We start from the raw sequence: 17,735 nt of genomic DNA on the forward strand, positions 1-17,735 counted from the left end.
CCGGCTAGGCGAGCTCCTTAAAACCCGCCCTACGTCTGGAGGCGATTCTCGGTGCGGCGTTCCAGGAGAGTCGGCTCCCATATGCGGAGACCGTCATGCGTGAAGGCTAAGAACCCACGGATGTACTCATTTTCATGTCGGCCACGGACGACGCCGGCACGCTGTGGCACGAAGAAGGCCTCCATTCCCCGTACGTCTGCGACACCGGCCTGCGGCCCCCGAATGTTCGTGACTCGCGCTTCGATGGTCCTCAATCGCCGAGTGTCGGCCCAGAAATCCAAGGCCGGATCCCACTTTCCGAGTTCCGAGTGGTGAACCAGCGACGCCATCCCCTGACCTTCTCCGTACCAATCGACCGAACGCGTCCGCGTCCCCTCACTGCGTGCCATATCCGCGCACTTTCGGGCGTGTCTTGCGGCCTCAGCTGCGGACGCGGGTAGGTCGTCCAGGACGTCGAGCGCGTAAGCGACGAACGAGCAATATTCCGCGTCGAGCGTCGGATTCGAGGACCGCCAATAGGCGAGGACCTCCTTAACTCTCTCGTGCGACACGGACGGGTTCTTCATCCGAACGGCACGCCACCAGGCTAGAGCGTCGGATGACGCGTATCCGTCAACAGCTAGGTTCTCGTCTAGCAATGAGACGACTCGGTTCACGTCCTTCGGAGCAAGCGCTCGCCAGTCACGATCGACACGCGCTAGGTATGTCCACACCAGCTGCCGTCTTACGACCGGCAAGGGCACACTACCCCTTACAAGGAGAGCGTCCAAGAGCTGAAGGGACGTGGCGTAGTCCCCGTAGATCCGCTTCAGCTTCGCTCGCTCTGTCTGTTCGAAACTGCTGGGCTTCCGTGGGTCACCTCTGTAGCGCAGGGTTGAGATCAAGTCTTCCGCCTTCTCCAGACTTGAGACGACAAGCCGGTGTGGCGCTCCCGCCAGATAATTTGCGAGCGTCTTGTCACGGATCCCATACTCGACGAGCTTGACTCGCATCTGGATCTCACTGACGAATCCGTGGTCCTTTGAACTAGCTGCGAGTTCGCGGGAGGTCGCAAACTCGGCAGCAGCATCCTCCACCCAGGGAACGAGTTCGTCGAACGAGACATGACGACCCAGGCCGTCGTACACGCGCGAGCGATAAACCATGCCGAGGATGTGATGGAGTGTCGAGCTGTCTGGCGACAGAGCACTCGCACGCTTCGCGTAGGTTTCCGCGGTCGCAAAGTCGACCATGCGGAAGGCGTAATAGCGAGCAGCATGCGCCCAAACGTGCGGATGGTCGGGTTGCCGGTCCGCCACATAGGCCAAGAGTTGCGCGGCACCATCCAGGGAGGGAATCTTCTCGATCAGGCGCGCGAAACTCTCCCTGCCCGGCCCCGATTGAGCAAAGTCGTCATCACGGTCGACAAATACACTTTCTAGAAGTTTCTGCATCGCGTCATCACCCTCGGCCTCAAGGCAGAAATCTGCGAAGAGCCTTCCCCAGCCGGACAGCGCCTGTGTCCATAGGTCGCTCCCACCGCCGAGCTGTCTAAGTATCTCCTCTGCCACCAATGGGTGGGTTGTTCTCCATTCCCCCTCGTTTGATCGCCACAAGAGACCTCGGAGTTCCGGTGCGAGTGTGCGAGCGAAGCCGCCGGCCCGCGAGGATGGAAGCCCGACAAGGCGTGCAAGCGCATACTCAGGTATCGACGATTGCCCGAAGAAGTGGGCAATGCTGCAAACAAGCATTACCTGCCGCTGAGCGCCTTCCACACCAGTGAGACGCCCGTGCACGAACGGCTCAAGCCCTTGGAAGTCTTCCTCGAAGGCGACGAGCCCAAAGAAGAAGGCATTACGGCGGTGATCGTGATGGCTTGCGATCGCCTGCAGCGCCCCCCGAGCTGCGTAGGCGCGCGCACTGTAGGCGTCGACAAAAGCTTCGGCTTCACTGTCCCCAAGTACTTCCGGGACATAAGGGGACGATGACTGCAAAGAAGGGGGGCTATAGGCCCGGGACACGGCCAACACGACAGCAGGTAGTGAGACCGCATGGAGTTCGTCAATCAGGGCCGCGATCTGATCGTCACGAACGTCTGCGGCCTCAGCGACTACCAGTACCGTGTTGCGCGTTTGTCGGCTGATCGCCTCAATACGCTGAACCGTCTCGCCAGCTCGAATCTGTGTTAAAAATATGACCGGGAACTGGCTTCGAATATTGAACCCTATCCGGCGTGCAAGTGTCGTCCCCCCAGAACCAGGCGCATGGAACAGGTTGAGGCGGAGCGTCCGGCGGTTGGACAGCATACCGAGCAGTTGCTTCTGCAGGGCAGCTGTCTGTGTGCGCGTGACATCAGCGTCAACTCCGAGCGCCGCAAGCGTGATTTCTCCACCTCTCAGGAAATCAAGCGCCTCAGCCTCGGCACCACTCGTTTCAGGGTCGGCGGACCAGTAAATGGTGGCATCCTCGCCAATCCATCCTGCATCCGCAGCAGTCATTTCGACTGAACCCTCGGCGCCGGGTAATTGTCTCGCATCAGACGGCAATTCGGGGGGCATCAACCCTTCGAGCGCCCGCGCCAACACGTCTGGCTGCTGGGCAAGACGAAAGTCTGAATCGATCGATCGTCCTGGTCCCAGGATGCCCACGAGAGCTTGTTCGCCGAACTCCGTCAGGAGATCATCAACGAGCGGGGCTCGCCATACGTTCCACGCGCCGTCTCCGTCGTCTGTCACGAGGACGACAACGTGTCGCCCTCCTATCGTCGAAGCCAGCGTCGAGAGCATAGAGCGCCACGACCGTCTCACCGTTCGCGTCCAGGTTTGGACCTCCATTGCCGGGTCATCGAAGCCTTGAACGCGAACCCACCCTGTAGAGCTTGTGCCGAAGGGCGGAGGACTTGACGGCGCGCCGAGATGGACTGGCCGACGATCCTCAAGAGCGGAGCGTGAGCGAGCAAGTAGACCGTCGACGTCTGAGTTGGGATCGAGGTCAGCGACCATTGCCAACGGGAAACCGCTCTTGACTACAGCCTCGGCGTGAGGAGAGTTTGGGCTTGCAATGAGAATGAAGCACTCCGTCGGAGACGGTAGCGGGAGTCCCGCTGCAAGGAGGTCAGATTCTACTTGCGCTACTGGGAAACTCGCTTCAGCACTGGCATCCCACGCCCTAATCAGGCGCATCGCGGCATCGCGGGCATTCCGTATGGCGAGTTCTTGGCCGCCATTCTCATCAGCCTCCGACTTGTTAAAGATGAGGTCCGAGATTCCCCGAACCAGGAAGTAGTCCGGATTAGCGTCAACCCGGTCGATGGCACCTAGAATCGACGCCCCCTCCATCTCGACCGCAAGCGAGTCACCGCCGAGCGCCTTGATCCTCCCCAGTTCCTCGGCGTTTCCGTCCGCCAATACTTTCTCCCCACTGGCGATGGCGCCTACAAAAAGCCGATACTCGTCGGCGACGTGGCTTGCGCGGAGTTTCCGGGCAATGCCGTCGAGTGCCGAGGAAACCACGCGCGTGTCCGAGCGCGACTGGAACTGTCCGTCCTTCACCTTCCCGACTTCGTACGAATACACCTTGTCGGCAACCACGACGTCGCCAACTCGCACGTCCTTCACGCCTCCAGCGATCCCGACGAAAGCGACCAACGCGGGCTGGTACTTCTCGATCGCCTTAAGCGTGGCCATCGCAGAGGGCGAAAGTCCCATCCCCACTTCCACCAGCGCCACCGTCAGTGCGCGCCCGTCGAACTCGAGACGCCCCCTAATGGCGGGGTCCGTTAAGATCGGATCCTCGACGGGATCGACAATCATCTCCTTGAGGGATTCCCACTCCACCGGTACCGCGCACAACATAAGGACATCCACACCGTCCACTTGCATCACCCTCCATTGTCTTGTGATGGCACCCTTGCAACCGCAAGACGATGAGGTCTTCGGACGGCCTGGGTCTGAGTATGTCTCACCTGGGTGATCCTCCGCACCCTTCAATTTGGCGGAGCTCTTCTCATCGGCTCCTAGCGCACTACCTGGCCGGCATCAAACTTCGGGAGACCTTCGATGCAAGGAGACCCGGCGTTGCAAGAAGCAACAGTGGCACCGCGGCATGGGTATCGTGAGCGGAGAGTCCGAGACAATGCTCCTGTGCGAGACTGCCGTTGGGTTCGGCTTCGACATGGCGTTCGCGGATGACTGAGGTCTCCATCAAGTTCCCTCGACCGCGAGCCGGTTGCCTTGGCGCTCGTCCAGGGTAGAGGACGCACAGAGACGGCCCCCAACGTCGAGCGACGCGAACATTGGTCTGCTTCCGTGGTCGCCCCTCGCGGGCGACTGGCTGAGCGTCGTTTCGGTGAGGTGCTGACTACTCGGCGGGGCCGCGCCGGTACTGCCACAATCCGACACCGAGGAAGACTTCGGCGCCGAGGAAGATGGCCGTCATGACGTTGTCGGGCAGCATGTGGTCCGCGAGGATGAACCCGACGGTGGCAAACAGAGCGAGCAGGTACTCTCCGGGGCTGCCGTGCGCGAGGGTGCTGCGCGTGTCGTCATACAGGGCGGCGAGATCGTGGAGGTCGTGATATCCGAGACCGGAGGTCTGTCGGAAGAACGCGACCATCTCGGGAGTCTGGTCCTCGATGCGGTCGGTGAGATCGGGATCGGCGTCGACGACGTCGCGGACCTCTGCGAGACGCTCGCGTATTGCTGCGTCGCTGGGGATGCCGAACGTTCCGGGCTGGGAGGCTGCGCGTGCCGCTTCGGTGACCGCCGCGCGGAACGTTGAGGATGAGTCGATCGTGGTTCGGGCGCGGCCGAGAGTGTCGAGGGGCCCGCCGGTCAGCTGATCGAAGCCCCTCGCGATCGAGGTGAGCCGACCAACATTCGCGATCGTGTCGGCGCCCAGCATCGTCGCCACCCTCGGAAATTTCGGGATTGCGTTGACGGTCTTGAGGATCTCGGCGCCACGGAGAGTGAAGACGTCGGTCATGTGTGTGTCGAAGGGCGGCGCCATCGACCATGTCAGTGCCGGTGGGACGATCGGGTGGACGCCCGAGAGGGACTTCGCGAGATTACCCACCGGGTCGATGACAGCGTTGATGTTCGCGAAGGTTTGAAATTGAGTGCCGACGATCGAGTTGATGTCGAGGATGGGTTTGATCGTCGTCGTGACGTCGAACACCGGAGCCAGCGACTTGATGATCTCTCCCCCGACTGACCAGCTCTGGACGAAACGATCGGTGTCGATCAGACGTCGCTGGTTGCGGGTGATGGAGGCGATATCGCTCATGCGCCTTATCGTGCCAGGAACACCCGACACTGGTGGCTGTGTGACGAGGACGTGTCAGGCGGTCGCTCGCGCGTAACGGTGCCAGCTCTGTCGCGTGAGTGTGAGGAGTGCGCCTGCGGGGTCGGTGAATGCGAGGACACTGTCGGGGTTGCTCATAATCATGTCGGATCGTTGGGTGCGGTCGGAGAGCTGAAGTACGGACGTCAGCGCCCCGTGAGCAACGGAGCTCGTCATCGACCACGCGGTCGAGAATCCGTACTCGACGCCGTCAGTTGTCGCTCGACCCGCACTGTTGAGGATCTTGGGCATGATGATCTTCGCGGACGCGGCTGCCGGGATCCCGGCGGCGTCCATTTCAGCGCGAAGCTGTTTCGTGAGCTCGCGGATTCGATCGAGCGCCTGTTGCCGGGTCTGCCTCGATGCCGCCGTGCGGAGTTGCGGGATCGATTTCGCTTCGCGGCTGTCGGCCTGCTCCAGCTCGTCGAGGACGATCCGGAATGATCTCTTGATGCGTTCCTCTCGGGTCGAGGCGGAGGTGACCCACCATGCGCTGCCGGCACCTTCGAAAATCACACGGATGAGCGCATAATCGGCCACGTGATGGACCTCGCCTTGGTTCCCGGGCGGCGTCATACGCCGCCATCATCCGAGCGGAAGCGACATAGGCGGGCGCGAGCGGCGACGGCGACCGGAGGTCCTCCGCGTCGCGGAGTGCCAGAGAACCGGCGACGGGGTGCACGTCGCTGGTCATGAACTCGTCGCCTTCACGACGCCACGTTGATCCCACCTCGAGGAGAGCGTGTCCATCGAGCGCTCCGGATAGGTCCATCCCGTCATCGTGTCAGGCGCACCAGGCATTACGGCGTCACCGCAGCAACCTACACTCCACATCAGCGATTGAACTTACGTTCAAAAGGAGGTGGCCCTGTGATGCCGACGCTTCATAGCGGAAAAAGCCCCCTTCGACCCGACGCCGGTTGGTTCCTAAGCTCGACGTTTGGCTGACCACCCAGATTTCGGCTCCATCACGGGGCTGAGCTCGCCCGCTCCGAGGTGTCACAGTCTGTGGTCATTTCTCCCTGAAGGGGCGTTGGAGGCGCTTCCGCATGACCTCGATCGCGGCGGGGTTCGAGTCGACGAGCACGTAGTTGCGGCCGAGCTCCGCGGCCGCCGCTCCCGTGGTGCCACTGCCGGCGAAGAAGTCGAGCACCCAGTCGCCCTCGCGGCTCGACGCCTGCACGATGCGGCGCAGCACGCCGAGCGGCTTCTGCGTGGGATACCCGGTCTTCTCGTTGCCCGTCGGCGACACGATCGTGTGCCACCACACGTCCGTCGGGAGCTTGCCGCGCGCCGCCTTCTCGGGCGTGACGAGCCCCGGCGCCATGTATGGCTCGCGGTCGACAGCCGTGGAATCGAAGTGGTACCGCGCCGGATCCTTCACGTAGACGAGGATCGTGTCGTGCTTCGTCGGCCAGCGCGAGCGGGACTTCGCGCCGTAGTCGTAGGCCCAGATGATCTCGTTGAGGAAGCAGTCGCGGCCGAACAGCGCGTCGAGCAGCACCTTCGCGTAGTGCGCCTCGCGGTAGTCGAGGTGGAGATAGAGGGTGCCGTCGTCGGCGAGCAGGCGCCAGGCCTCCGTGAGCCGGGGCTCGAGGAACTCCCAGTAGTCGTCGAACGCGTCGTCGAACACGCGCAGCTCGCCGCGCACGTGCCGGTACGTCGCACCCTTGAAGCCCGTGACCACCCGCGTGCTCGGGTCGAGCGCGCCGCGACCCTCCGGGGCCTCGGGTGCGTTCGCGTCGAGGGGAAGGCCCGCCGGCTCAGCTGTCGTCTCTGGCACGGCAGCAGCCGCCGCCTCCTCCGCCACGACGGGCTTGATCCGCTCGCTCGTGACCGACTGTCGACGCTGCACGCGTCCCGTGTTGAAGGGCGGATCGAGGTACACGATCGTGAACGCGCCGTCGGGCAGCGTCGCGATCACGTCGAGGTTGTCACCCTCGATGACGGTGCTCTCGGCGGGCATGCCGCCGAACCCCGATCCACCCGACGACGCCTCCTCCGCTCCCGTCACGGAACGCGGTGGAGCCACGCGTCGCTCGCGAACTTCGACTCGGCGAGCTCCTCGGCCGCGGCGAACTCGGCGTCCGTGATGTGACCTTCGCGCGCCCCGGTGAGCGTGCGGAACGACTGCAGCATGCGGTCGATGATCTCGGTGCGGGCGAGTCCGGTCTGGCTCTTGAGGGGGTCGACGCGCTTCGCGGCGGACTTGGTGCCCTTGTCGCTCATCTTCTCGCGGCCGATGCGCAGCACCTTCGTCATGAGCTCACCGTCGATGTCGTAGCTCATGGTCACGTGGTGGAGCACGGCACCGGACCCGAGGCGCTTCTGCGCGGCGCCGCCGATCTTGCCCGCGGGGCTCGTGATGTCGTTGAGCCCCTGGTAGGTCGCGGCGATGCCGAGCGACTGGAGCGCCTGCAGCACCCACTCGTCGAGGAAGGCGTACGAATCGGCGAAGGTCATTCCCTGCACGAGTTCGGCGGGGACATAGAGGGAGTAAGTGATGACGTTGCCGGAACCCATCATCATGGCGCCGCCGCCGGAGATGCGGCGCACGACGTCGAAGCCGTACTTCGCGGCGTTCTCCACGTCCACCTCGTTCTTCACGGACTGGAAGCTGCCGATCACCACGGCGGACTCGTTCCACTCCCAGATGCGCAGCGTCGGGCCGCGGTGTCCCTCGCCGACCTCGGCGGTGAGGACCTCGTCGAGCGCGAGGTGCATGCGCGGCGAGATCGAGCCGGAGTCGACGATCTCCCAGTCGAAGTCGCGCCAGTCGGCGGCGTTCGTGAGCGCGCGGCGCACGACCACACCGACGGCCTCGGGACTGAAGCCCAGCAGCGTCGCGCCCTCAGGGAGCGCAGCCCGCACGGCGGCCGCGATCCGCGCCGAGTCGGACTCGGCGGGGAGCCCCTCGACGGCCGCGTTGATCGCGTCGAGCGCCTCGTCGGGCTCGAGGAAGAAATCGCCGGCGATCCGGACGTTCGTCAATCGGTCGTCGATGATCTCGAGGTCGGCCACGACGAGCTTGCCGCCGGGAACTTTATACTCACCGTGCATGCGTCCACACTATCCGCGCCCACCCGGAGACCGACCCCGCCCGGGCACCATGATCCTTCGAAAGCACCCGCGTACTCGGGTAGTCTCGACGGATTCTGGTACCGGGGCAGGGGGTCGCTCGATCCGTCCGGGTAGGGTCGTCGGGACGCCGATCGACTGGAGGACGACAGCCCGTGACACGCACCACCTCTCGATCCCGGGGCTCGTTCATCGCCTCCTTCGGCCTGGCGCTGCTCGTCCTCGCCGGTTGCACCACCGAGCCCGAGCAGGGGTCGACGGCGCCGTCGTCGGGCGCGCCGACCTCGTCGCCCTCCGCGCCCGCGCCCGCGACGGACGCCGCCTTCTCCGCACTCGAGTCCGAGTTCGACGCGCGCCTCGGGGTCTATGCGCTCGACACCGGCACGGGCGAGGAGGTCGTGTGGCGGGCCGACGAGCGCTTCGCCTTCGCCTCCACCTACAAGGCGCTCGCGGCGGGAGCCGTGCTCGACCAGGTGGGCATCGAGGGCCTCGACACGTCCGTCATGTACGGCGGAAAAGCCCTCGTTGAGTACTCCCCGATCACCGAGAAGTACGCGGACATCGGCATGACGATCGGGGACCTCGCCGACGCCGCACTCCGCTACAGCGACAACACGGCGGGGAACATGCTCTTCGAGGTCCTCGGCGGACCGACGGGCTTCGACACCGCCCTCGAAGCCCTCGGCGACGACGTCACCGAGTCGGTCCGCGAGGAGACCGAACTGAACGCGGCCGAGCGGGACGAGACGCTCGACACGAGCACGCCGACGGCGCTCGCGACCGACCTCCGCGCGTATCTCCTCGGCGACGTCCTGAGCGACGACGAACGCGCCGTGCTCACCGACTGGATGGTGCGCAACACCACGGGCGACACCCTCGTGCGCGCCGGCGTCCCGGACGACTGGACCGTGGCCGACAAGTCCGGGTCGGCGAAGTACGGCACCCGTAACGACATCGCGGTCGTCTGGCCGACGGACGGCGACCCCATCGTGCTCGCGATCCTCTCCGACCGCGACACCGAGGACGCCGAGAGGGACGACGCCCTCATCGCCCGCGCCACCGAGGAGGCCGTCGCGGCGCTGCGCTGACGGCCCACCACCTGTCAGGACCTCGGGTTACGCTGTCCGGGATCGATGCGTCACCGCGACCGTCGACGCGCCGAGCCATCCTGAGGGGGAGCCGATGTCGACACCTCTGAACGAGCTCTTCCCCGAGGAGCAGGCCGTCGACGCCCCGACGAAACCGCGCGGCGCGCTCATGAAGCTCGCCTTCACCCTCGTCCTCCTCATCGCCGGGTCGATCCTGTTCGTCCTCGTGGGCTCGAGCGCCGTCGTCGGGGCCGCGAACGCGTTCGGCATCGCGCTCGACTCCCGTTACTGCTCACTCGAGACCGCGCTCGACTGCACGTCGGTCTCGGTCGGCGAGATCGACCGGGCGACGGGAGTGGACCTGCCGGAGGACGCCGTCGTCGCCGAATCCAGCTGGCACCGGATCGGCGAGGCGGGGCGACTCGAGGCGCTCGTCGAAGCTCCGGGAGACGGCTGGTCACCGCCAGCGTCCGCCTTCGAGCAGTGCGGCGCGGTCGCACCCTGCACCGGCGAGACGCCCGCGCTGTTCGAGGCCAACGGCATCGAGGTCACCGCGGAGCTCGTTCCGCGACTGAACCTCGGCGACGGCTCCGAGCGGTCCGTCTTCCTCGGCCGCGACGACAGCGGTCAGGACTGGGTCTTCGTCGGATTCGTCTCGGCCCCTTCCGCCGGCTGAGGTCTCGGCCGCGCACCACCGGTCTCGTGCCCGTCTTTCGATTGATATCGTTATCAACCGCGCTAGGCTGACCCCGTGAACGAAGCGCCACCGACGTCGCCGAGCGCCCCCACGACCCGCACACGCGTGCTCGATGTGGGCGGGTCGCACGTGACCGCCGCGATCGTCGAGGCCGACGGCCGAACGGCGCGCATCGTGAGCCGAGAGGACCGCGACATCGACCCGCACGTGAACGCGGACACTCTCCTCGACAGCATCGCGCAGCCCGCGCGCGACGTCGACCGGCACCCCCGCGAGTGCATCGTCGCGATGCCCGGGCCGTTCGACGACGACGCCGGCATCGGACACTTCGCCGACGTCGGCAAGTTCGCCTCCCTCTCCGGAGTCCCCCTCCGGCCCGAGCTCGCCCGTCGCCTCGGCGTCGATGAGGGCGACGTGACCTTCCTGAACGACGCCGTCGCCTACGGCATCGGCGAGTGGGCACACGATGGCACGGCCCGGGCCCGGCGGTTCGTCTGCATCACCCTCGGCACGGGGGTGGGCTCGGCCTTCCTCGACGGCGGGACAGCGGTGACCACCGGGCCGGACGTGCCGGCCGACGGCTACGCCTTTCGCCTCGAGGTGAACGGCGGCCCGCTCGAGGACACGGTGTCGAGCCGCGCGATCACGCGGGCGCTCGCGGAGCGGACGGGGCGCACGGCCACGGTCGCGGAGATCGCCGCCGACGCGCGCGCGGGCGGCGGCGACTCCCTCGCCGTGCTCGACCACGCCGCACACTCCCTCGGCGTCGCGCTCGCCCCATCGCTCGAGCGCTTCGACACCGATGCGCTCGTGATCGGCGGTTCGATCTCCCGCTCGTGGGACCTGCTCGAGGCACCGCTGCGCGCAGGACTTGCGACGGGTGGATTCACACCGGCCGTCGTGCGCCACTCGGCTCTGCTCGCCGACGCCCCGTTGCTCGGCGCGGCCGCACATCACCTACGGCACTCCTCCCCCTGAGCGCGTAGATCCCGGTCCAGAGTGCGTGAGTGACGGAACGCGCGACCAGCACAGCGGGCGCGCTCTGCCAAGGCCCCGCGAGCGGCCCGACGAATGTCTAGCGTGGAGTCACGGGCAGAGCAGCCCGACCGAGCACCGAGGAGTCGCATGAAGATCGTCGTCATCGGAGGGACCGGCCACGTCGGAACCTTCCTCGTCCCCCGACTCGTGCGCGCGGGCCACACGGTCGTCTCGCTCAGCCGCGGGAAGAGCTCCCCCTACGCCGATGCCCCCGAATGGCGTGAAGTCGAGCAGATCGTCGCCGATCGCGAGCAGGAGGACCGCGACGGCACGTTCGGCGAAACGGTGTTGGCGCAGGAGCCGGAGGTCGTGATCGACCTCGTGTGCTTCACGCTCGAGTCCGCGACGGCCCTCGTCGACGCGTTGCGCGGGAAGGTCGACCACCTCATCCACTGCGGATCCATCTGGCGCTTCGGCCGGAGCCGGAAGCTCCCCATCGTGGAGGGCTCCGACTCGGCCGAAGACCCGGTCGACGAGTACGGGGTCGAGAAGAAGCGGATCGCGGCGATGCTCGCCGAGGAGACGCGGGCGGGTGGTCTCGTGACGACCTCCCTCCACCCCGGCCACATCGTCGGGCCGGGTTGGCACCCGATCGGCCCGCTCGGCAACCTCGATCCGCACGTGTGGAGTGTGCTCGCATCGGGGCAGACCCTCGGCATGCCGGGAGTCGGCGCGGAGATGATGCACCATGTGCACGCCGACGACGTGGCCCAGGCCTTCGAGCTCGCCGTCTCCCACCGCGATGCGGTCGCGGGCGAGGATCTCAACATCGTGGCGCCGACGGCACTCAGCGTGCGCGGCTTCGCGTCGATCGCGGCGTCGTGGTTCGGCCAGGAGGCGACGCTCCGGAGCGTGGGCTGGGAGGCGTTCCGCGCGTCCACACCGGCCGAGCACGCCGAGGCCAGCTGGGGGCACCTCGACCGCAGCCAGGTGTTCTCCATCGAGAAGGCCCGCCGGCTCCTCGACTACACGCCGGCGTACGAGCCGGAGACGGCCGTGCTCGAATCGCTGCACTGGCTCGTCGACCACGACGAGCTCGACCCCGGGGCGCCGCTCGTCGTGTGATGAGGGCACGGGCCCTCCCCGAGCGTCACGTCGAGCGCACCGGGACGGCCGCCGTCGGTGCGACGATGTCCGAGGAGAAACGGGAGGCCGACCATGAAGCTGTACTCGGATGTGGCATCGCAGCGGACGCGCCAGATCATCGCCGATGTGCTCGGCGTGCTGGTGCTCGTCGTCGGAATCGTCGTGGCGGTGACCGTCCGCAACGGCATCGCCGCATTCGATGCGATCGGACGCGACGTCCAGACGTCCGGCGAAGGACTCGCGTCGACGATGAGCGAGGTCGGCGAGAACCTGTCCTCCACCCCGCTCATCGGCGAGGGCATCAGCGCACCGTTCGACGCGGCGAGCGGTGCCGCCACGACACTCGCCGAGGCCGGCGAGAACTGGCAACTCGGCGTGCACACGCTCGCCGCGATCGCCGGCTGGACGATCGCCGCGATCGCGATCTCGATCCTCGTGTTCGCCTGGATCCGCCCGCGGATCGTCGGGGCCGTCCGCCGCGGTGCGGTCGCCCGGCTGACGCGAATGCCCGGCGCCCTCGAGCTGCTCGCCTTCCGCGCCCTCGTGGAGCAGTCGCCGAGGGACCTGCTCGATGTCGATCCTGCCGTCGTGGAACGTTGGCGCGGCGGCGATCCTGCCGTCACGCGGCAGTTGGCCGCTCTCGAACTCCGCGCCGCGGGCATCCGTCTTCCCGGCTGACGCCCCCTCGTTCGGGCCAGTGCAGCGACCGGCGGTGCGCCGACCCACGTGATGGTTCGCTATCGCTCCGATGATTCACGCGACGGAGCGGCGGGCCTCCACGGCGCTGAGCACACGGGTGACGAGGTCGTCGACGAAGGCCTCGGTCGCCGGTACACCCTCGAACGTAACGCGGACGAGCAACGCCCCGGTCAGCAGGGCGAGCGACGGCTCCACGTCGACCGCGTCCAGGTGCGCACCGAGGATCGACCGCAGTCCCGCGGTGCCCGTCTCGTAGAGGCGGGTGCGGAGCGCGCGGACGACCTCGCTGGTGTCGGCGCGCTCGACGACACCGGCGAGTAATCGATCGAGATGGCCATCGCTCAGGTCGGTCGCGAAGTCGAGGAGTGAGGTCCGGAGATCGGCACGCAGGTCGCCGGTAGCGGGAGGGTGGTGCTCCACGTCGCAGATCTGCTCGATGGCCGCACTGATGAGGTCGAGTCGCGTAGGCCAGTGCGTGTACACGGTGGCCTTCGAATACCCGGCATGACGAGCGACCTCGGCGTGGGTCACGCCGTCCCACCCCCGTTCGACGAGGAGGGCGGCGGTCGCATCCACGACGTCGCGCCGTGTGCGGGCGACGCGCGGGTCGGAAGCCTCGGAGGTCATGGACCCATCCTACGACCTTCTGGACAAGCAAGGCAGTGCTGTACATACTGTTCAGTAGTGACCGCAGTGGTCATAACGCGTAATTTTCTGGAAAGGTCATGATGTCCGCCTCCCCCTTCCCCGTCGACGCCCACCGGCACCGTAGACTCCACTACGCACTGTGGGCCGCGCAATGGCTCCTCGGTGCCGCGCTCGTCGTGGCGGGTGTCATGAAACTCTCGCTCGCCGCTGATCAGGCGGTCACGATGTTCCCCTGGTCCGCCGACGTGCCGCTGCTCTACACGATCACCTCGGTCCTCGACGTACTCGGTGGACTCGGCGTGATCCTGCCGTCTCTCACTCGGATCGCACCTCGGACGACCGTCGTCGCCGCGGTCGGTGTCGTCCTGCTGATGCTCTCGGCCGTCGCGTTCTACCTGATCCGCGGTGAGGCGTCCGAGATCGTCGCCAACCTCGCGCTGGCCGCCGCCGCCGCCGTCATCGCCTGGGGGCGCGGGCGCGTCGCACCCATCACGGCCCAGCTTCCGGATCCCGAGCGGATGACCGGCACTCTGCCCGTCGCGTCACCTCCCGCCGAGATGATGATCTTCCAGCTCCCGACGGGTACCTACCTGACACGAGCGGCGTTCGCGGTGACGGGCGGCGCCTTCGCCGACCAGCGGTCGTTCGCATCGACCGCGATCCTCGTCCAGCATCCGAAGGGCGACCTGCTGATCGACGCGGGCTTCGGTGCCGGCGCGGACGCGCACATCGAGAGCCTGCCCTCGTACCGCCGTTCGCCGCACGATCGTGCCGAAACCGCGAGCGCGCAGCTGGACGCGGTGGGCTACGACAGGCAGCGGCTGCTCGGGGTTCTCCTCACGCACTCGCACTGGGACCACGTGAGCGGTCTCGACTCCCTCGATGTGCCGATCTGGATGACGGCGGAGGAGAGAAGGTACGCCGCGGACTCCACGAGCGACTCCGTCTTCGACTCCGTCTCGCGCAACCATGAGATCCGCGAATTCACGATCGATGGGCCCGCCTACCTCGGGTTCCCGCGCAGCCTCGACATCCACGGCGACGGTTCGGTCGTCGTCGTCTCCGCCGCCGGTCATACGACGGGCTCGATCATCGTCTTCATCGCCCTACCGGACGGTCGCCGCTATGCGTTCATCGGCGACCTGACCTGGCAGCTCGACGGCATCACCGGGCGGCTCGAGAAACCACTGCTGATGCGCAAGCTGGCCGACAGCGACACGAAGCAGGTCCGCCGCGATATGGAACGCATCATCGCCCTGCAGGACCGCCTGCAGGTGGTGCCGGCGCACGACGCGCGCGGGTACGTCGGCATCCCCCTGCTCGTCACGTCTCCGGTCGGCAGCCGATGAGCGGGGACGGCGCAGCGCAGAATGAACGTGCCCGACGGGGACGAGCCGTCTACGCACGGAACTTCGGTCTCGACGAGGAGGCGGCGGAACGTCTCATGACCGAGACGGCGGGGGCGATCTACACCGCCGAGGCCTACGAGGCCGCCGGGGGGCCGGGGTGGCACGGGGACGCGCTCACCGATCGCGACCGAGCCGTCGCCGTCATCAGCGCCCTCGTCGCGAGCGACGTCAACGACCGGCGACTCGATGTCTATCTCGGACTCGCCCGGAGGAACGGTATCGGCGACGAAGGCCTCGCTCAGCTCATGGTCCTCCTCACCGCCTATATCGGGCAGCCGTACCCGTCCGCGGCGATGCACGCGGTCGAGCGCTCCCGGCCGCCGCTCACGTGAGCCGACTCCGACGCCGAATCGTGATCCCGGTATCGGCATCGGCCCGCGTATCGTGGATCCCATGCAACGCGACCACTCGAAGCTCAAGGCCGTCCTGATCGGTCTCGGCGCGCTGCTCTACACCGCGTCGCCGATCGACCTCATCCCCGAGATCATCGCCGGCCCGCTCGGGTTCGGCGACGACGCGGCGGTGCTCATCGGCGCGGGCGTAGCGATCTATCGCATCCTCAAGGCCCGCGCCGACCGCCGCCGCCACCCCACCGTCACGGTCAACGAGGGCGATCCGGCCGCCAACCGCCGCTGAGACGGTCCGCCACCGGCCTGACACACCGCACGGGACCGTCAATGGATGACGATCCCGTGCGCGCGACCGCGAGAGTGGAGCTCAGATCTCGCGCGTGCGGTAGAGACGTGAGGACACGGCCGCCGCGACGATGAGGCCGACCACACCGAGCGCGACGCAACCGCCGACCACGACGGGCGGCGAGATGCCGGCTGCAGCCGAGGCCACCGCGTCGGTCGATTCGGTCGCCTGCAGGAGCCACAGGACACCCACCGTGACGAGCGCCGGCGCGTAGCTCATGAGCCGACCGCGGGTGTAGCCGATCCGGAAGAACACGGGGAACTGCAGGACCGCGGTCACGCCGACGAAGGCGAAAGCCGCCGCGTGCACGGTGAGGAGGAGTCCGGCATCGAGGACGGAGCCGCGAACGGTCGCCATCACCAGGGTCACGGCGGTGGCCAGTGCCGCGGCGGCGAGGTAGTAGACGACGATCGAGAGGACCCGGCCGACCACGACCGTGGAACGGGAGATCGGCAGCACCCCGTAGAGCACATCGAGGCGCCCGCGCTCGTCGCCGAGGAACGGCGTCGAGATCATGAGGGACGTCGCGAGGGCGGCGGTCATGATGGCCATCCCGGGTACCGGAAGCAGCACCCCGATCAGGACGACGAAGGCGAGGACGAGCAGGGCCTGTCGACGCAGGAACCAGGACATCAGATCGAATCGGACGAATGCAGCGATCATGCGTGGACCTCCTCGTGCTCGGCACCCAGGTGGATGATGATGTCGTCGACGCTCGCGGCGTCGATCACGGCCTCGCGGCCGAACGAGGCGGTCTCCTCGATTCGGATGAGGGCGGTCCACCGGTCACCGCGGCGCTGCAGTCCGAGAACCCCGCCGGTCGGCGGGGGTCCGTCGCCGCGCACGACCGCGAAGTCGTCGACGACATCGGTCAGCGCGCCGCGCACGGCGATGCGTCCGCGGACGACCACGACGAGCTCGTCGGCCAGGTCGGTGAGATCCGAGGTGATGTGGGTCGAGAACAGCACAGCATGGTCGGGGTCGACCATGAACTCGCGGATGATGTCGCCGATCTCCCGGCGGGCCGCCGGGTCGAGTCCGCTCGAGGGCTCGTCGAGGATGAGGAGTTCCGGCGACTGGGCGAGCGCCGTCGCGAGGGAGAGTTTGACGCCCTGCCCGCGGGAGAGTTCGCCCACCGTGCGCTTGGTCGGAACCGAGAGCCGGGCGAGCAGGGCGTCGAAGCGACCCTGATCCCAGCCGGGGTAGAACGGCGAGAGGCGACGGCCGATGGAGCCGACCGTCCACTCGGGAGCCGCGGTGGGCTGGTCGAGCACGATACCCGTCCGCGCGAGCCCCTCGGTGGAGCCGGCCAGGTGGCCCGCGAGCTCGATCCGGCCGGAGTCGGGGACGATGAGGCCGAGCAGCGCGCGGATGATCGTGGTCTTGCCGGCGCCGTTCGGGCCGACGAGGCCCACGACGGTGCCGCGGGCGATGTCGAGGGAGACCCCGTCGATCTCGAAGTCCCGTCGCCTGATGCGCAGATCCTCGATCCGCGCCATGTGGTCAGTCATCTTCTCTCCAAATCTGGTCGAGACGGTGGTGGACGTCCCCCGCGCTGAGTCGCGCGTGGATCGCCGCTGAGCGGAGTTCGGTCAGGATCGCGTCGACCCGGTCGTTCAAGGAGGCTCTCGCCGTCTCCGGGTCCACCTCGAGCACGACGAATCCCCGCCCGTGCTCGCTCTTGACGAGGCCTTCGGCGGCCAGGTCGTTGTACGCCCTCGTCACGGTGATGATGCTCACCCGCAGATCGGCTGCGAGCTGACGCAACGAGGGAAGGCTCTGCCCGGCCGCGATCTCACCGGACAGGATGGTCGACCGCAGTTGCGACGAGATCTGTTCGTAGATCGGTGTACTCGAACTCGTCGACACCACGACACTCATGTCTGCTCCTTCTGTATATACACACCATAACAGTAGAACAGTTGGCGCGCTAGCGCCCCCTCCCCTCCCACCCCACCGACCCCACTCGCGGAAGTG

The 17,735-nt window shown here is 66.8% G+C and carries 17 protein-coding genes; 8 read left to right on the forward strand and 9 right to left on the reverse strand.

Annotation, left to right across the window (positions count from 1 at the left end; all coding sequences use genetic code 11):
• Positions 1-29: 29 nt before the first annotated feature.
• The 5 genes from ELQ94_RS10240 to lplAB all read right to left on the reverse strand — a co-directional run bounded on the left by ELQ94_RS10240 (position 30) and on the right by lplAB (position 8,379).
• The gene (locus ELQ94_RS10240) at positions 30-3,854 is read right to left on the reverse strand and encodes a 5'-methylthioadenosine/S-adenosylhomocysteine nucleosidase (RefSeq protein WP_166404727.1); all 3,825 of its coding nucleotides are present in this window, start codon (positions 3,852-3,854) and stop codon (positions 30-32) included.
• A gap of 484 nt (positions 3,855-4,338) precedes the next feature.
• Entirely contained in the window at positions 4,339-5,262 is a 924-nt protein-coding gene (locus tag ELQ94_RS10245) for a hypothetical protein (RefSeq protein ID WP_127049736.1), read from the reverse strand.
• Between the two features lie 54 nt (positions 5,263-5,316).
• On the reverse strand, positions 5,317-5,859 hold the full coding sequence (locus tag ELQ94_RS10250; protein WP_166404729.1) for a hypothetical protein: 543 nt from the start codon (positions 5,857-5,859) through the stop codon (positions 5,317-5,319).
• A gap of 472 nt (positions 5,860-6,331) precedes the next feature.
• The gene (locus ELQ94_RS10255; protein ID WP_127050283.1) at positions 6,332-7,285 is read right to left on the reverse strand and encodes a DNA-methyltransferase; all 954 of its coding nucleotides are present in this window, start codon (positions 7,283-7,285) and stop codon (positions 6,332-6,334) included.
• 44 nt (positions 7,286-7,329) lie between these two features.
• Complete coding sequence (lplAB, locus tag ELQ94_RS10260; RefSeq protein WP_127049740.1) at positions 7,330-8,379, reverse strand: lipoate-protein ligase LplAB; 1,050 nt, start codon at positions 8,377-8,379, stop codon at positions 7,330-7,332.
• Between the two features lie 173 nt (positions 8,380-8,552).
• On the opposite strand from lplAB, the gene bla reads away from it, so the two are divergent.
• From bla to ELQ94_RS10285, 5 genes are all read left to right on the forward strand, one after another.
• Positions 8,553-9,485, forward strand: coding sequence for a class A beta-lactamase (gene bla, locus ELQ94_RS10265; RefSeq protein WP_127049742.1), 933 nt, complete (start codon positions 8,553-8,555; stop codon positions 9,483-9,485).
• A 94-nt stretch (positions 9,486-9,579) separates the two neighbouring features.
• Positions 9,580-10,161, forward strand: a complete 582-nt coding sequence (locus ELQ94_RS10270; protein WP_127049744.1) for a hypothetical protein — start codon at positions 9,580-9,582, stop codon at positions 10,159-10,161.
• 75 nt (positions 10,162-10,236) lie between these two features.
• On the forward strand, positions 10,237-11,160 hold the full coding sequence (locus ELQ94_RS10275; protein WP_127049746.1) for an ROK family protein: 924 nt from the start codon (positions 10,237-10,239) through the stop codon (positions 11,158-11,160).
• A 147-nt stretch (positions 11,161-11,307) separates the two neighbouring features.
• The gene (locus ELQ94_RS10280) at positions 11,308-12,285 is read left to right on the forward strand and encodes an NAD-dependent epimerase/dehydratase family protein (RefSeq protein ID WP_127049748.1); all 978 of its coding nucleotides are present in this window, start codon (positions 11,308-11,310) and stop codon (positions 12,283-12,285) included.
• A gap of 93 nt (positions 12,286-12,378) precedes the next feature.
• The gene (locus ELQ94_RS10285) at positions 12,379-12,984 is read left to right on the forward strand and encodes a hypothetical protein (RefSeq protein WP_127049750.1); all 606 of its coding nucleotides are present in this window, start codon (positions 12,379-12,381) and stop codon (positions 12,982-12,984) included.
• A 75-nt stretch (positions 12,985-13,059) separates the two neighbouring features.
• Here ELQ94_RS10285 and ELQ94_RS10290 read toward each other — a convergent pair whose 3' ends face one another.
• Complete coding sequence (locus tag ELQ94_RS10290; protein ID WP_127049752.1) at positions 13,060-13,632, reverse strand: TetR/AcrR family transcriptional regulator; 573 nt, start codon at positions 13,630-13,632, stop codon at positions 13,060-13,062.
• Between the two features lie 98 nt (positions 13,633-13,730).
• On the opposite strand from ELQ94_RS10290, the gene ELQ94_RS10300 reads away from it, so the two are divergent.
• The 3 genes from ELQ94_RS10300 to ELQ94_RS10310 all read left to right on the forward strand — a co-directional run bounded on the left by ELQ94_RS10300 (position 13,731) and on the right by ELQ94_RS10310 (position 15,698).
• Complete coding sequence (locus tag ELQ94_RS10300; protein WP_208007605.1) at positions 13,731-15,002, forward strand: MBL fold metallo-hydrolase; 1,272 nt, start codon at positions 13,731-13,733, stop codon at positions 15,000-15,002.
• Positions 14,999-15,394: a carboxymuconolactone decarboxylase family protein gene (locus ELQ94_RS10305; RefSeq protein ID WP_127049754.1), complete on the forward strand. Its 396-nt coding sequence runs from the start codon at positions 14,999-15,001 to the stop codon at positions 15,392-15,394. The genes ELQ94_RS10300 and ELQ94_RS10305 overlap by 4 nt, the downstream gene beginning before the upstream one ends.
• A gap of 61 nt (positions 15,395-15,455) precedes the next feature.
• Complete coding sequence (locus tag ELQ94_RS10310) at positions 15,456-15,698, forward strand: YkvA family protein (RefSeq protein ID WP_127049755.1); 243 nt, start codon at positions 15,456-15,458, stop codon at positions 15,696-15,698.
• A gap of 81 nt (positions 15,699-15,779) precedes the next feature.
• On the opposite strand, the gene ELQ94_RS10315 is transcribed toward ELQ94_RS10310, so the two are convergent.
• The 3 genes from ELQ94_RS10315 to ELQ94_RS10325 are packed head-to-tail and all read right to left on the reverse strand — an operon-like array spanning position 15,780 to position 17,639.
• Positions 15,780-16,421 carry an ABC-2 transporter permease gene (locus tag ELQ94_RS10315; RefSeq protein WP_127049757.1) on the reverse strand — a complete coding sequence of 214 codons (642 nt, stop codon included), beginning with the start codon at positions 16,419-16,421 and terminating at the stop codon, positions 15,780-15,782.
• Positions 16,418-17,269, reverse strand: coding sequence for an ABC transporter ATP-binding protein (locus ELQ94_RS10320; RefSeq protein ID WP_127049759.1), 852 nt, complete (start codon positions 17,267-17,269; stop codon positions 16,418-16,420). The genes ELQ94_RS10315 and ELQ94_RS10320 overlap by 4 nt, the downstream gene beginning before the upstream one ends.
• The gene (locus ELQ94_RS10325) at positions 17,262-17,639 is read right to left on the reverse strand and encodes a GntR family transcriptional regulator (RefSeq protein ID WP_127049761.1); all 378 of its coding nucleotides are present in this window, start codon (positions 17,637-17,639) and stop codon (positions 17,262-17,264) included. The genes ELQ94_RS10320 and ELQ94_RS10325 overlap by 8 nt, the downstream gene beginning before the upstream one ends.
• Between the last annotated feature and the right edge of the window lie 96 nt (positions 17,640-17,735).

This window comes from Labedella endophytica (assembly GCF_003990045.1).
Lineage (GTDB): Bacteria > Actinomycetota > Actinomycetes > Actinomycetales > Microbacteriaceae > Labedella > Labedella endophytica.